This window comes from Sorangium sp. So ce145 (assembly GCF_051525985.1).
Taxonomy (GTDB): Bacteria; Myxococcota_A; Polyangia; order Polyangiales; family Polyangiaceae; genus Sorangium; species Sorangium cellulosum_B.
In genome coordinates this window covers 7,170,063-7,183,599 of record NZ_CP150315.1, presented here as the reverse complement: position 1 = coordinate 7,183,599, position 13,537 = coordinate 7,170,063, and the positions used below count along the sequence as shown (strand labels likewise).

General features: G+C 74.3%; 10 protein-coding genes. 6 read left to right on the top strand and 4 right to left on the bottom strand.

What is annotated here, in order from left to right:
* The first annotated feature begins 30 nt into the window (after positions 1–30).
* Positions 31–1,515 carry a protein kinase domain-containing protein gene (locus WMF34_RS26435; RefSeq protein WP_437989510.1) on the top strand — a complete coding sequence of 495 codons (1,485 nt, stop codon included), beginning with the start codon at positions 31–33 and terminating at the stop codon, positions 1,513–1,515.
* Between the two features lie 30 nt (positions 1,516–1,545).
* Here the strand turns inward: WMF34_RS26435 and WMF34_RS26430 are convergent, their stop codons facing one another.
* Both WMF34_RS26430 and WMF34_RS26425 read right to left on the bottom strand, forming a co-directional pair.
* The gene (locus tag WMF34_RS26430; RefSeq protein ID WP_437989509.1) at positions 1,546–2,340 is read right to left on the bottom strand and encodes a glycerophosphodiester phosphodiesterase; all 795 of its coding nucleotides are present in this window, start codon (positions 2,338–2,340) and stop codon (positions 1,546–1,548) included.
* On the bottom strand, positions 2,337–3,341 hold the full coding sequence (locus WMF34_RS26425; RefSeq protein WP_012237749.1) for a hypothetical protein: 1,005 nt from the start codon (positions 3,339–3,341) through the stop codon (positions 2,337–2,339). The genes WMF34_RS26430 and WMF34_RS26425 overlap by 4 nt, the downstream gene beginning before the upstream one ends.
* 79 nt (positions 3,342–3,420) lie before the next feature.
* Between WMF34_RS26425 and WMF34_RS26420 the strand changes: the two genes are divergently transcribed.
* The 5 genes from WMF34_RS26420 to WMF34_RS26400 all read left to right on the top strand — a co-directional run bounded on the left by WMF34_RS26420 (position 3,421) and on the right by WMF34_RS26400 (position 11,062).
* Positions 3,421–4,170: a hypothetical protein gene (locus tag WMF34_RS26420; protein WP_437989508.1), complete on the top strand. Its 750-nt coding sequence runs from the start codon at positions 3,421–3,423 to the stop codon at positions 4,168–4,170.
* A gap of 102 nt (positions 4,171–4,272) precedes the next feature.
* Positions 4,273–5,244 carry a DNA-processing protein DprA gene (locus WMF34_RS26415; protein ID WP_437989507.1) on the top strand — a complete coding sequence of 324 codons (972 nt, stop codon included), beginning with the start codon at positions 4,273–4,275 and terminating at the stop codon, positions 5,242–5,244.
* A gap of 127 nt (positions 5,245–5,371) precedes the next feature.
* Complete coding sequence (topA, locus tag WMF34_RS26410; protein ID WP_437989506.1) at positions 5,372–7,984, top strand: type I DNA topoisomerase; 2,613 nt, start codon at positions 5,372–5,374, stop codon at positions 7,982–7,984.
* Positions 7,985–7,989: 5 nt separating this feature from the next.
* Positions 7,990–9,423 carry a methylenetetrahydrofolate--tRNA-(uracil(54)-C(5))-methyltransferase (FADH(2)-oxidizing) TrmFO gene (trmFO, locus tag WMF34_RS26405; protein ID WP_437989505.1) on the top strand — a complete coding sequence of 478 codons (1,434 nt, stop codon included), beginning with the start codon at positions 7,990–7,992 and terminating at the stop codon, positions 9,421–9,423.
* A 151-nt stretch (positions 9,424–9,574) separates the two neighbouring features.
* Complete coding sequence (locus tag WMF34_RS26400; RefSeq protein WP_437989504.1) at positions 9,575–11,062, top strand: DUF2330 domain-containing protein; 1,488 nt, start codon at positions 9,575–9,577, stop codon at positions 11,060–11,062.
* Positions 11,063–11,204: 142 nt separating this feature from the next.
* Here the strand turns inward: WMF34_RS26400 and WMF34_RS26395 are convergent, their stop codons facing one another.
* A complete protein-coding gene (locus tag WMF34_RS26395; protein WP_437989503.1) occupies positions 11,205–12,758 on the bottom strand; it encodes an RNA polymerase sigma factor in 1,554 nt (517 codons plus the stop codon).
* A 132-nt stretch (positions 12,759–12,890) separates the two neighbouring features.
* A complete protein-coding gene (locus tag WMF34_RS26390) occupies positions 12,891–13,424 on the bottom strand; it encodes a sigma-70 family RNA polymerase sigma factor (RefSeq protein ID WP_437989502.1) in 534 nt (177 codons plus the stop codon).
* Positions 13,425–13,537: the final 113 nt, after the last annotated feature.

Here is a 13,537-nt window from a genome sequence, read left to right as displayed (position 1 = left end):
TCCACCTCGCCGTGGCCGGAGGAGTCGGCGATGGACGTCGAGCCGGGAACGATCGTCGGCGATAAGTACCGCCTGGAAGGGCCGCTCTCGCGGGGCGGGATGGGCTCGGTGTGGCTGGCCCGGCACCTCCAGCTGGGGGCGCCGGCGGCGATCAAGTTCATGGATCCGGAGCACGCGGCCTCGCCGGAGTTCCGCGCGCGCTTCTACCGCGAGGCGCGGACGGCGGCGAACCTCGGTAGCCCGCACGTGGTGAGCGTGCAGGACTACGGGATCTGGGGGGCTGTCCCGTACCTCGTCATGGAGCTGCTCCGCGGCGAGGATCTCAGCCGTCGCCTGAGGCGGGTCCGCCGCCTCTCCCTCGCCGAGGCGGCGCGCATCGCGGTCCAGACCGGCAAGGCGCTGCGCCGCGCGCACGAGTCCGGGCTCGTCCACCGCGATCTCAAGCCCGGCAACCTGTTCCTCTCGCGCGTCGACGAGGACGAGGAGATCGTCAAGATCCTCGACTTCGGCATCGCCAAGCAGCTCACCGGCAAGCTCCTCACCGACGAGACCACGAGGACCGGCGAGCTCCTGGGCTCGCCGTTCTACATGAGCCCGGAGCAGGCGCGCGGCGACAGGAACCTCGACGCGCGGAGCGACCTGTGGTCGCTCGGGGTGATCCTCTTCCGCGCGGTCACGGGCAAGCTCCCGTTCGAGGGCGACGTGCTCGGCGCGGTCCTGTCGCGCATCCTCGTCGAGCCGATCCCGCTCGCGACGCACCTCGCGCCCGACGTGCCGGCCGATCTCGACGTCTTCTTCCTGCGCGCCCTCTCGCGCGACAGGGCTCAGCGGTTCCAGTCGGCACAGGAGATGGTGCACGCCTTCGTCGTCGCGATGGGCGATCCGGGCATCCCGCTGCCCGTGCCCTCGGCGCCGGCGCCCGTGACGTCGCGGCCGGCGCCCGTGACGTCGCGCACGGGGACGCTGCTCGGGCTGTCGCCGGGCGGCACCGGCGCGCTGGAAGGCTCAGGGGAGCTCGCCCCGCCCTCCCGACACGGGGACCAGGGCCCGCGACCGCGGCAGGACACGCTCGCCTCGCTGGCCGATGCGTCCCAGCCCGGCACGCTGACGGCGGCAGCGGCAGGCGAGGTGCGCGCGGACCGCAGGCCTCACGCGAGCGCGACGCTCCGCTGGCTCGTGGCGTGCGGCGCGCTGTCCGCGATCAGCGCGACGATCGCGGTCACGGCGCTGCGGCCCGTCGGCGAGGAGGGCGCCGCGCCCTACCACGTGGCCGCGCCGATCGAGCCCGAGAGCGTGAGCTCGGTTGCGTCGCCTCTGGAGGTGGTCCGCGCGTCGACCCCGGTGACGGCACGCTCGCCCCTGGCCGAGGACGTGCCCGCCACGGATGCCGCGCTGCTCGCGGCCACGGCGGAGCCGGCGGCGTCCGCCGAGCGAAAGGCCCCGCCGGCTCCGTCGGCCCCGCGCCGGGGCCCGCGCCGCTCGCGCGAGATCATCGACCCCTGGGAGCGAAGGTAGCGCGCGGCCGCGCCGGTCCGATGAAGCCGGCTACGCGAGCGCGTCGCGGATGCGGCGCGGCGCGTCCGTGATGAGCCCGTCGACGCCGAGCGCCGCGAGGTCCTGCGCTTCCCGCGGGTCGTTCACGGTCCACACGTTGATCACGCGGCCCTGCCGCTTCAGGAGCGCGATGCGCTCGGGGGACGCGATCGTCCGCTCGATGTGCGCGGCGAGCGCCCCGAGCGCCGGCGCGAGGCGCACGGCCGCGTCGTGGTAGCGGCTCCGGTGCACGAGGAGCGCGCGCGGGACGGTCGGCACCAGGGCGCCGAAGGAGGCGATCATGACCGGATCGAACGACGACACGAGCAAGGCGTGGCGCGGATCCCAGGCGCGCACGAGCCGCGCGGTCGCGAGCACGACGGCGGTGCGATCGGGCACGTCCCGCTTCATCTCGATGTTGACGGCGAGCCGCCGGCCGCGCGCGAACGCGAGCACCTCGGACAGGAGCGGCACCCGGTCGCCGCGGAGGTCGACCCGCCGGAGCTCGTCCCAGGGGAGCGCCGCGGCGGCGCGCGGGTCCGCGCCCTCGGTCACCCGCGCGAGGTCCGGGTCGTGCAGCGCCACGAGCTCGCCCGAGCCGCACACCCGCACGTCGAGCTCGATCCCGTCGGCCCCCTGCGCCGCGGCTTCCTCGAAGGCGGCGAGGGTGTTCTCCGCGGGGGCGCCCTCGCCGCGCACGCCCCGGTGCCCGAAGAGGAGCGGCGCGCGCGTCGCCGCCGCGCGCGATGACGCTGCCCGCCCCGTCTCGCGCGCGCTCCTGCGGAAGCGCTGCTCGGCCCAGGTCACCGCGCGGGCTCCCCGTCGAGCTCCTCGGCGACGGCGCGGGCCGCCTCGCGCGCGCGCTCGAGCGCGGAGAGCGGGAAGGACGCCGCGCCGACCGCCGGGTGCCCGCCCCCCTCGTAGCGGCGGCAGATGGGGGCGATGTCGCGATCGCGCGGGACGCCGCACCACGGGTTGTAGCCGACCGAGAGCTTGTAGTGCTGCTTCTGCCGGGAGAGCGTGACCGAGTACACGCAGTCCGGGTACATCGCGTACGTCATGAACTTGCCGACCGCCTCGAGCGGCGCGTCGGAGAGGTCGACGAGCACCACGCGGCCGAGCTTCCGCGCGCCGCGCTCGATGCGCGTGACGAACGTCTGCCGCGAGACGGAGAGGGGACGCCAGAGGTCCTGGATGTCCGCCTCGCGCGCCACCTCGCTCACCGGCCGCTCGACGAGGCGGGGCACCACGGAGGCGAGGAACGGCCCGTCCCCGTGGTGCTCCACCACGGAGGCGAGCTGCATGATCGGCTCCTCCCGGCTCACGGCGGCCTCGGCCGAGGGGAAGCGCGCGGTGTCGATGAGGTCGGCCCACCGGATGAGCTCATCGGCTCCGGACATCTCGACGCCGAAGTGATCGCGGGCGACGTCCGCGATGAGCTTCGTGCACGAGCCGTAGGCGGCGTCGTAGAAGACCTGAGGCCCGTCGCCCGCGGCCTTCGCGCGCGACGCGCCGGCGAGCGCCGCGTCGCGCTCCTCGTCCGAGCCGAACCCGGTGACGTGGTGGTCGAAGTACCACGTCAGCTTCTTCGTCGGCGTGTAGCGGAAGTCGAGGATCGCGTTCTCGTCGCCGTCGAGCCACGAAGGCGGGATCATCGTCATGCCCGGGCCGTACCCGCAGGAGCGGTACCGCAGCGCGAGCGGCTCGCCGGGGCGGAGCGCCTGCATCAGGCGGGTGAACAGCGCCGCGCTCGCCATGCCGTCGAAGCAGTGACCATGCGTCGCGACGACGATGTCCCTGGGTTTCATCGGGCGACTGGGTAGCACGACCCACGGCCGGCCGCTCGCAGGCCGAGCGCGGCGCGGCGGTTCTGGTAGGCTCCGCGCGGTGCGGCGCGCTCTCGCTCTCGTCGAACTGCGTCCGTTCGGGCCGGCGCGCCGCCTGCTCGCTACGTCGCTCGCGCTCGCCGTGTCGGCGTGCGGCGGAGGCCGCGCCGAGGTCCTGCGCCCTAGCCCGCCGCCTCCGCCGGCCTCCTCGCCCGCGCGCGACACGCCGCGGAACCCGCCGCCTCCGCGCGACGCGCCCGAGCCGGACCCGGAGGCGTCGCGCCTGTTCCTGAGCCGCGCGGCGGAGCAGCGGCCCGCGGCGAGCGCCCCGGTGCCGCGCGTGACGGCGCTCGCGCTCGCCAACACCGCGCGCGGGGAGGCGAGGGGCATGGCGCCCCTCGGCGACGTCGTGTCGCTCGCGCTCGCGGAAGGGGAGAGCGCCGCGATCCCCGTGCGCGTCCCGCGCGGCGTTGACGAGTGCGCGGTGTTCATCGCGCAGGGCGGGCTCGGCGTGATCGAGGTCGACCTCTTCGTCACGAAGGGCGCGCCGCCCGCGCTCGAGATCGTCGCCCAGGACGCGGACCGCGGGCCGATCGCGGTGATCGGCGGCCGGGGAGCGTGCCTCTCGGTGCCCGGCGCCGCGCCGCCCGCCGTGGAGCTCCACGCGCAGGTGCGGCGCGGCGCGGGCGTCGTGCTCGTCCAGGGCTTCCGGGGCCCGCGCCCGGCCCCGCCGCCCGGCGCCGCGCCGCCCGGCGCGACCCCGCCTGACACGGCGCCGCCGAGCGCCGCGCCTCGCGCGCCGCCGCGGTAGCGCGGCGACCGCGCCGGGCGCGTGCGGCCGCGCGCTCGTCATGCCGCGGTCCTGGTCCTCATTTCGCGCAACTCGTCCCGGGCGTCGGTCGACAGGCCGCGTATGGCGTCGATCGAGATCCAGCCCGCAGATCCCTCCTACCCCGCGCAGCTCTGGGCCCTCGTGACGGAGACCGAGGCCGCGCCGCCGACGCTCTACCTCCGCGGCGCGCTCCCGGCGTGCCCGGGCGTCGCGATCGTCGGGACGCGCGCCGCGAGCGACGAGGCGCTCCGGTTCACCCGCGCGCTCGCCGCGGCGCTCGGCGAGGCGGGCTTCTCGATCTGGTCGGGCGGCGCGCGCGGCGTCGACGCGGCCGCGCACGAGGGCGCGCTCGACGCGCGCGCGCCGACGGTCGTCGTCGGCGGCGGCGGCCACGCGCACCCGTACCCGCGCGAGCACGCGGCGCTGTTCGCGCGCGTGCTCGCCGCGGGCGGCGCGCTGCTCGCGCGCGTCCCCGACGACACGCCGCCGCTGCCGGCGCTGTTCCTCCAGCGCAACGCGGTCCTCGCCGCGCTCACGCTCGCGACCGTCGTGGTCGAGGCGGGGGTCGAGAGCGGCGCCCGCTCCGCCGCCGCCGCGGCCCGCCGCCTCGGCCGCCACCTCTGCGTCGTCCCCCACGCCCCGTGGAGCCCGCGCGGCGTGGGCTGCGCGCTGGAGCTCGTCTCCGGCGCGCGCCCCATCACGCGCGCGGCCGACGTCATCGACGTCCTCGGCGGGCAGGCGCCGCCGCCCCGCCGGCGGGCGCGGCGCTCGGCGCGCAGCAGATCGCCCGGCGGGGGCACGCTGCCGCTCCCGGAGGCCGCCCTCGGGGCGCGGACGGGCGTTTCGCCCGAGGAAAATGGGCCACCGCCTTCGATGAGCGCGGCCGAGCGCGCGGTCCTCGACGCCCTGGACGCCCGGCCGGCGCACGTGGATGAGGTCTGCGAGAGGACGGGGCTTCCGCCCAGACGCGCCGTGGAGGCACTCTTGACGTTGACGCTCCAGGCCGTAGTAGTAGAGGGGCCCGCCGGGTTGTTTCGGCGGGCTCTTCGTTGAAGGGGCGCGCCGGCTCACCCTGCCCAGTGCGGTTTCGGGTGGCCGCCTCCTCGCGGGGGGGCCTCCCTCGCACCGAAGGGCGCCCTTCAATCCTCACAAGCCCGATCTCGTTGCTCAGAAGGTGGTGATGGCCAAGACGCTCGTCATCGTGGAGTCGCCGGCGAAGGCGAAGACCATCAAGAAATATCTCGGCAACGGGTACGAGGTGTTCGCCTCGAAGGGGCACGTCAAGGACCTGCCCAAGAAGCAGAACGCCGTCGACGTACAGAACGATTTTGCCGAGACCTACGAGGTCATCGAGGGCAAGGAAAAGGTCCTGGAGGAGCTGAAGTCCGCCGCGAAGAAGGCGGACGAGGTGCTCCTGGCGACCGACCCCGATCGCGAAGGGGAGGCGATCGCGTTCCACATCTCGGAGGAGATCAAGAACCCGAAGCTGAAGGTGGCGCGGGTCGAGTTCCACGAGATCACGAAGAAGGGGGTCGACCACGGCGTCCACAACCCCCGCAAGCTCGACGAGAACCTGTACGACGCGCAGCGGGCGCGGCGCGTGCTCGACCGCATCGTAGGCTACGACGTCTCGGCGCTCGTCTGGTCGAAGCTCGCGTTCGGCCTGTCGGCTGGGCGGGTGCAGTCGGTCGCGCTGCGGCTCATCGTGGACCGCGAGCGCGAGGTCGAGGCGTTCGTCCCGGAGGAGTACTGGAACATCGCGGTCGGCCTCGGCGCGGCGAGCCCGCCGCAGCGCGCGCCGTTCGTCGCGAAGCTCGCCTCCGCCGACGGCAAGAAGCTCGAGGTGACGAACGGCGAGGTCGCCGGGAAGGTCCGCGCCGACCTCGAGACCGCCCGCTACCGGGTGGCGAAGGTCGTGCGGCGCGAGCAGAAGCGCAACCCGCCCGCGCCGTACACCACCTCGAAGCTCCAGCAGGACGCGACGAACTACCTGCACTTCGGCGCCAAGCGGACGATGCAGATCGCCCAGGCGCTCTACGAGGGCATCGACCTCAAGCGCGACGGCGGCCCGGTCGGCCTCATCACGTACATGCGTACCGACTCGACGCGCGTCAGCGACGACGCGGTCGCCGAGGTGCGCGGCGTGGTCGCGAAGCGGTACGGCAAGGAGTTCGTCCCCGAGCGCCCGAACGTCTTCAAGTCGAAGAAGAACGCGCAGGACGCGCACGAGGCGATCCGGCCGACGAGCGTCGAGATCCACCCGGACTCGATCAAGAAGCACCTCAAGGACGAGCAGTACAAGCTGTACAAGCTCATCTGGAACCGCTTCGTCGCCTCGCAGATGACCCCGGCGGTGTACGACCGCACGACGGTCGAGATCGACGTCGCGCCGACGCTCGCGGCGCCCGCGTACCGGAGCTACCTCGCCCGGGCGACCGGGCGGATCCTCAAGTTCGCCGGCTGGCTGCAGGTGACCGAGGGCCAGCAGGAGTTCGCCGGCGAGGAGGAGAGCGCAGGCGCCGCCGCGGACGGCGGCGCCGCCGCGCCGGCGCCCGAGGCGACCGCCGCCGAGGCGGAGCGCGCGGCGCCGGGGCCGTCGGCCGAGGAGGACTCGGAGGCGCTCCTGCCCGACATGAAGGAGGGCGAGGCGCTCTCCGTGTCGCCCCCGGGCGTCATCACCGACCAGAAGTTCACGCAGCCGCCGCCCCGCTACAACGAGGGCTCGCTCGTGCGCGAGCTGGAGAAGCGCGGCATCGGCCGCCCGTCGACGTACGCCGAGATCATCAGCAAGGTGCAGCAGCGCGCGTACGTCGAGAAGCGGGACGGCGGCGCGTTCCAGCCGACGCTCCTCGGGAAGTTCGTGGTCGACGGCCTCGTCCGGTCGAACCTCGACATCATGGATCCGAACTTCACGGCGCAGATGGAGGAGGAGCTCGACGCCGTCGGCGCCGGCAGCCTGAAGCGCGAGCAGCTGCTCAAGAGCTTCTACAAGAAGTTCAGGGAGCAGCTCGACAAGTCGAAGAAGCTCGCGCCGTGGAAGCCCGAGGCCGAGAAGACCGACATCGTCTGCGACGAGTGCGGGTCGATGATGCTCAAGAAGTGGGGCAAGAACGGCTGGTTCTTGAGCTGCGAGCGCTACCCGAAGTGCAAGGCGACGCGCGACCTGTCCGACGCGCGGGGGACCGCCGCCGTCCGCGAGACCGACATCTCGTGCGACAAGTGCGGGAAGCCGATGATCATCAAGACGGGCCGCTTCGGCGACTTCCTGTCGTGCACCGGGTACCCGGCCTGCAAGAACACGCGCCCGGTCCCGCTCGGCGTCGCGTGCCCGAGCTGCGGCGGCGATCTCATCGAGATCCGGCCGCGCAAGAAGGGCGGGCGCACCTTCTACGGCTGCTCCAACTGGAACGCCGAGCAGAAGTGCGAGTTCAAGCTCTGGCAGAAGCCGGTGCCGGTCCCGTGCCCGCAGTGCGGCGCGAAGTTCGTCACCCGCACCGCCGGCAAGAAGGCGATGCTCGTCTGCGCGACGAAGGACTGCGGCTTCAAGCAGGAGATCGTCGAGGGGGAAGGGGAGGACGGCGCCGCCGACGGCGCCGCCACCCCGGACGCCGCGGCGGTCGTCGCGAGCGCCGGCCGCCCGGCCCGCGCCGGCGGAGCCCACGCCAGCCGGCAGGCCCGAGGCCGCGCCAGAGGGCGCTGGTGCGGCCCAGGGGGCCGCCGAAAAGCCGGCGCGGGCCGTGCGCGCCCGCCGCACGGCGAGCTAAGAAGCCCGCGAGACCCCCCACCCTGGTGAGCTGTATGAACGGAGCGGAGAGCCCGCACGACGTCGTCGTCGTCGGAGGCGGCCTGGCCGGTTGCGAGGCGGCGTACCAGCTCGCGCAGCGCGGGCTGCGCGTGCGCCTCGTCGAGATGAAACCTCACCGGCGCACGCCTGCGCAGACGAGCGATCGGCTGGCCGAGCTCGTGTGCTCGAACTCGCTGCGCGGCGCCGCGCTGAGCAACGCGGTGGGGCTCCTCAAGGAAGAGCTCCGGCGCGTGGGCTCGCTCGCCTTGCGGTGCGCCGACGAGACCTCGGTGCCGGCCGGCGGCGCGCTGGCGGTCGACCGCGAGCGGTTCGCCGAGGCGATGACGCGGGCGATCGAGGCCCACCCCCGGATCACCGTCGAGCACCGGGAGGTGACGGAGATCCCCGCCGAGCGGCCCGTGATCCTCGCGACGGGGCCGCTCACCTCCGACGCCCTCGCGGCGAGCCTCGCCGCGGCCGTCGGCGCCGAGCACCTCGCCTACTACGACGCGATCGCGCCGATCGTCAGCGCCGACTCGATCGACTGGTCGCGCGTGTGGAAGCAGTCGCGCTACGGCAAGGGGGGCGCGGTCCGCGGCGACCGGGCCGCGCAGCGGGAGCAAACCGCGCAGCCGGAGCGGGCCGCGCCGCCGGAGGACGCGGCCGAGCGCCGCGACGACGCCGAGGCCGGCGACGAGGCGTACGTGAACTGCCCCTTCGACGAGGCGCAATACAAGGCGTTCGTCCAGGCCCTCGTCGCGTCGGAGAAGGTGGAGGCCCGCGCCTTCGAGGAGGTGCGCTACTTCGAGGGGTGCCTGCCCTGCGAGGTGATGGCGGTGCGCGGCGAGCAGACGCTCGCGTTCGGGCCGATGAAGCCGGTGGGGCTCACCGATCCGCGCACAGGCCGGCGCCCCTACGCGGTGCTCCAGCTGCGCCCGGAGGACGAGGCGGCGACGGCGTACAACCTCGTCGGCTTCCAGACGCGCATGAAGTACGCCGAGCAGCTGCGGGTGTTCCGGATGGTGCCCGGCCTCGAGGAGGCCGAGTTCCTCCGCATGGGCTCCGTGCACCGCAACACCTTCGTCGACGCGCCGGCGCTCCTCGGCCCCGCGATGGAGCTCCGCGCGCTTCCGGGCGTGCACCTGGCCGGCCAGATCGCGGGCGTCGAGGGCTACGTGGAGAGCGCCGCGGCGGGGTTCGTGTGCGCGATCCTCCTCGCGCAGCAGCTGCGGAACGAGCCGCTCCGCCCGCCGCCGCCCACGACGGCGCTCGGCGGCATCCTCACGCACCTCGGCCGGAAGCAGCCCACGTATCAGCCGTCCAACATCACCTGGGCGCACATCGCGCCGCTCGATGCGGCGCACGGCAAGCTGCGCAAGCGCGCCCGCTACGAGGTGATGGCCGAGCGCGCCCTCCGCGACCTCGACGCGTGGTGGGCCGCGGGCTGACGGCGGCTCGCCGCGCTCCCGCATGGCGCGCGGCGCGCCAATCGTGCGCTGGCTGCCCGCAGCGCGCCGGCTTGGATAGCCTGGCGGTGGTGCGCCGCGCGCGCGCTCCCGAGAGCCCGCGCGCGCGGACCCGCGCCCATGGAGGTAGCCGATGAAACTTCGCTTGTTCGCGCTCCTTGCGCTCGCCGTTCCTTCCGCGACGCTCCTGTCGCCGCGCGAGGCGCTCGCCTGCGGCGGGTGCTTCGCCCCGCCCACCGAGACGACGGTCGTCAACGCGCACCGGATGGTGCTCTCCGTGTCGCCCGTCCAGTCGGTGCTCTGGGATCAGATCCAGTACTCCGGCGATCCCAGCGCGTTCGGGTGGGTGCTCCCGGTGAAGCGCGGGGCGTTCCTCGAGGTCGGCTCGGACGCCTGGTTCGAGACGCTCGACGCGGCCACGTCGGTGCGCATCACCGCGCCGAGCTCCACCTGCGCCCGCAGCGGCGGGGGCTGCGGCGCGGCCCTCGGCTCCGCGGACTCGGCGGGGGTGGCGTTCGGCGGCGATGACGTCACCGTGCTCCACCGCGGCACCGTCGGCCCGTACACCACCGTGACGCTCGCCACCGATACGCCCGGCGCGCTGAACGCGTGGTTCGACGAGAACGGCTTCAACGTCGATGCGTCGACGCGGCCGATCCTCGACGCCTATGTCGACGAGGGCTTCGACTTCATCGCCATCAGGCTCGAGCCGGGCAAGGACGTGAAGGAGATGACGCCGGTGCGGGTCGTCACGCCGGGGGCGAACCCCGCGCTCCCGCTCCGGATGGTCGCCGCCGGGACGGGCGCGAACGTCGCGATCACCCTCTTCACCATCAGCGAGGCGCGGCTCGCCCCCGAGGGGTTCGCGGCCGCGGCCGTCCCCATCGACCTCCTCGCGTGGGACTTCGCCTCGCAGGAGTCGAACTACGGCGTGCTCCGCGAGAAGGCGATCGCGGCGGCCGACGGCGGCCGCGCGTTCCTCACCGCCTACGCGCAGCAGGGCTCGCTGTTCTCGCCCGTGTCGAGCCCCGCGGCGCCGTTCGGTGTGCGCTACACAACGAGCGGCTCGACCACCCCGGTCGACACGATCGCCGCCGCGTTCGCCCAGCAGGGGCTCGCGAACGGCGAGACCGGCGAGGTCCCGGACTCCGCGTGCGCCGTGCGCTTCGCCGAGATCGCGACCGAGAGCCGCGCCGTGGCGAACCCGTGCCCGGCCGGCGTCCCGCTGTCGGATCCGAGCTGCGGGGAGGTCGCCGCCGATCAGATCGACGCGCGCGAGCTCGCGTGCGGGGCGCTCGACGACCTCGCGATCGCGATGGTCGGCCTGCACCCGAAGGACGTCTGGCTGACGCGTCTCGAGGCGAACCTGCCGCGCGCCGCGCTCGACACGGACCTCGTCCTGAGCCCCGCGCCGCAGGAGCGGGTCGACAACTGGCTGCGCGCCCGCGTCAGCGTCCACGCCGACGTGCTCTGCGGCGCGGCGACCCCGGTCCTCGACGGCGATCGCCCCTCGCGGACCCGCGGACAGGGCACGCTCGTGGGCATGACGCTCGGCGCCCTCGCCCTCGCGGCGGCGATCGCCCGACGCGGCGCGCGCCGCCTCGCCTCCCGCCCAGCCTGACCGGCGTCTCTTGGCGTCGCGTTCGCGCCGTTCTTCGACGTCGAGCGGACGCGCGACCTGCAGCGTGAGCAGGGCGGCGCCGGATCGAGGCGCCGAGGAGCGAGGCAGCGCCGGCGTTCGCCGGACGCAGCGTGCCTGGGTCTCACCGGCGGTTCATGGCCGCGTCGATGGCGCGGAGAAACATGCTGTCAGGGAAGGCCGCGCGGAACCGCTCGGCTCGCGCGCCGGCGTCGGCGCGCCGCCCGGCCTCGATGAGGGCCTGGATGGCCAGCGCCTCGCGCTGCTCGGCTCTCGGGCTGCGCGGATAGCTCCGGGCGTGCAGGACCAGCACGTCGAGCGCTTCTGTCGCGTTCCCTTCGCTGAGCGCAAGGCCGGCGCTGCTGAGCAACGCGCTCTCCTCGGTCGTGTCGTGCTCGCCGGGCGGGGTGGCCTTGCGAGAGGGGGCGCGTGACGGCGCCGCGGCCGCCACGTCCACGGCCCCCGGGGGCCCGGCGTCCACGACGGCGTCGGCCACGACGAGCCCGCCCGCGGCGCGCCCGCCGCGCCCTGCCCCGGTGCGCTCGGCTCGGTCGGACGCGGCGCCTTCGTCCTCGGCGCTGACGGACACCACCTCGGCGCTGACGGACACCGCTGGCGCCGCGGCAGGCGGCGCGAACGCAGCATAGACCACGACGGCGCCCGCCCCGGCTCCCCCGAGGAACAGCGCCACGCCTGTCTTGATGAGCCTGGATCGCGCGATCGTGACGACCGGCGGCGTGCGATTCTCCCCGGTCGCGCCGGCGGCCTCCACCGCGTTCCCGGGACGGCGGTGGTGGGACGAAATCCCGCCTGTATCGGGCTGTGCTGCAGGGCTGTCGGAGATGCCGTCCGTGCCGCCGGCCAGCCCTCCGGTCGAGGCGAGCGACCGCTGAAGCCGCGCCCACAGCGGTCCGGCGAGCTCCTGCGCGCCGCCGATCCGGACCCTGCCTGCGTCGAGCAGCATGGGCCTGTCGGCCAGGGTGAACGGCACCTGGGCGAAGCGCAGGCCACGAAGGCCGAGCGCGTCCGGGTCCCGCGCGGAGAGCCGTTTGACCGCGACCGTGAACTCGTTGCGGGCGCGCCTCAGCCGATCCCATGCCGTGTTCACGGAGATCTGGAGCGCCTGGGCGATGTCGTGCATGTCGCAGCCATCGAGGTCGTAGAGCACGAACACCGCGCGTCGTTCCTTCTCGATGCGCTGGATGAGCTCGCGGACGATGCGCTGGGTCTCGGCCTGCGCGACCCGGCGCTCCGCGTCGAGCCCGGGGTCCGCGAGCTCGACGGGCTCGGCGCCGTCGAGCTCGAGCAGCTCCCGCTGGTTCCGCGCGAGCTCCCGGTGGCGGAGGGCGACGTGCGCGCTGATGCCCGCCACCCACGATTTGAGCGACCGGCGAGGCACATGGTCCTCGAGGCGCCGGTGAACGACGAGAAACACCTCGTGAGCGACATCGTGAAGATCCCGAGACGCGACGCCGAGCCGCCAGAGCACCGCGAGGACGTACGGGAGCAAGGTCTGGTAGACCTCCTCGAACGAGGGCTGCGGGGACGACCCGATGGCGGGCTCCGGCGCGGGCGCGAGCGCCGCCTCTGGAGCGGGTGCAGGTGCCGCCGCCGGGGCGGGCGCAGGGGCGAGGGCGGGCGCAGGAGGGGACGCGGGGCGTGGTCGGGGTTCTTTCATGGATAGGTAGTCCGGCGAGGCCGCCCGGCTCGTTGCGAAATCGTACAAGGGCTCGACGTGACCGGCCGAGCGGGGCCGAGCGGGGACCGAGCGGAGGCCTCGCCCCGGCGCCGGTGTCACCGAGCGGCGCCCTCACCGAAACCGCAGCCTCGATGAGGCGAGCTTTTCGGCCAGCGCCCTCCTGGCGCGACGCAGCCGGCTTGCGGCGGAATTGGGGTTCATGCGGCGCTTTCGTGCCCAGGCCACGAGGCTGAGGCGCCCGGCCACCGCGAGGAGGACCTCGCGATGGCCCCTGGGGAGCGCGGCGACCTCGCGGAGCGCGGCGCGGGCGAGGAGCGCTCCCTCGATCTCGAGAGGCGCCTGGCCGGCGGGCGCGAGGGGCGCGCCGCACAGGATCTCGCAACGAACATGGGCCTTGTCCCGGTAATGGGACACCTGGCGCCAGACGACGCCGTGCAACCAGGCGCGCAGCGCGTGGCGCGGGTGCCGCCGCGGGTCCGGGCGGTACCTGCGCGCTCGGATGGCTTTCCAGGCGCCGAGGAGCACCGTCTGGAGGAGATCTTCTCGATCGCGGGCGGGAACGTGGAGGGCGCGGAGCAGGAGGGCGACGAACGGCCGCTCGGCCCAGAGGACCTCGATCGAGGGTGAGGCTACCGGGTGGAGCACCGCTTTCGGCGCGCTGCGTGCGCGACGGCGCGTCCGGGCTCCCGGCGCATCGGTGGACGGGCGGCGGCTCTCCCTCCGGGGAGGGATCGGCAATGGGGTCTTCATCGGAGCGG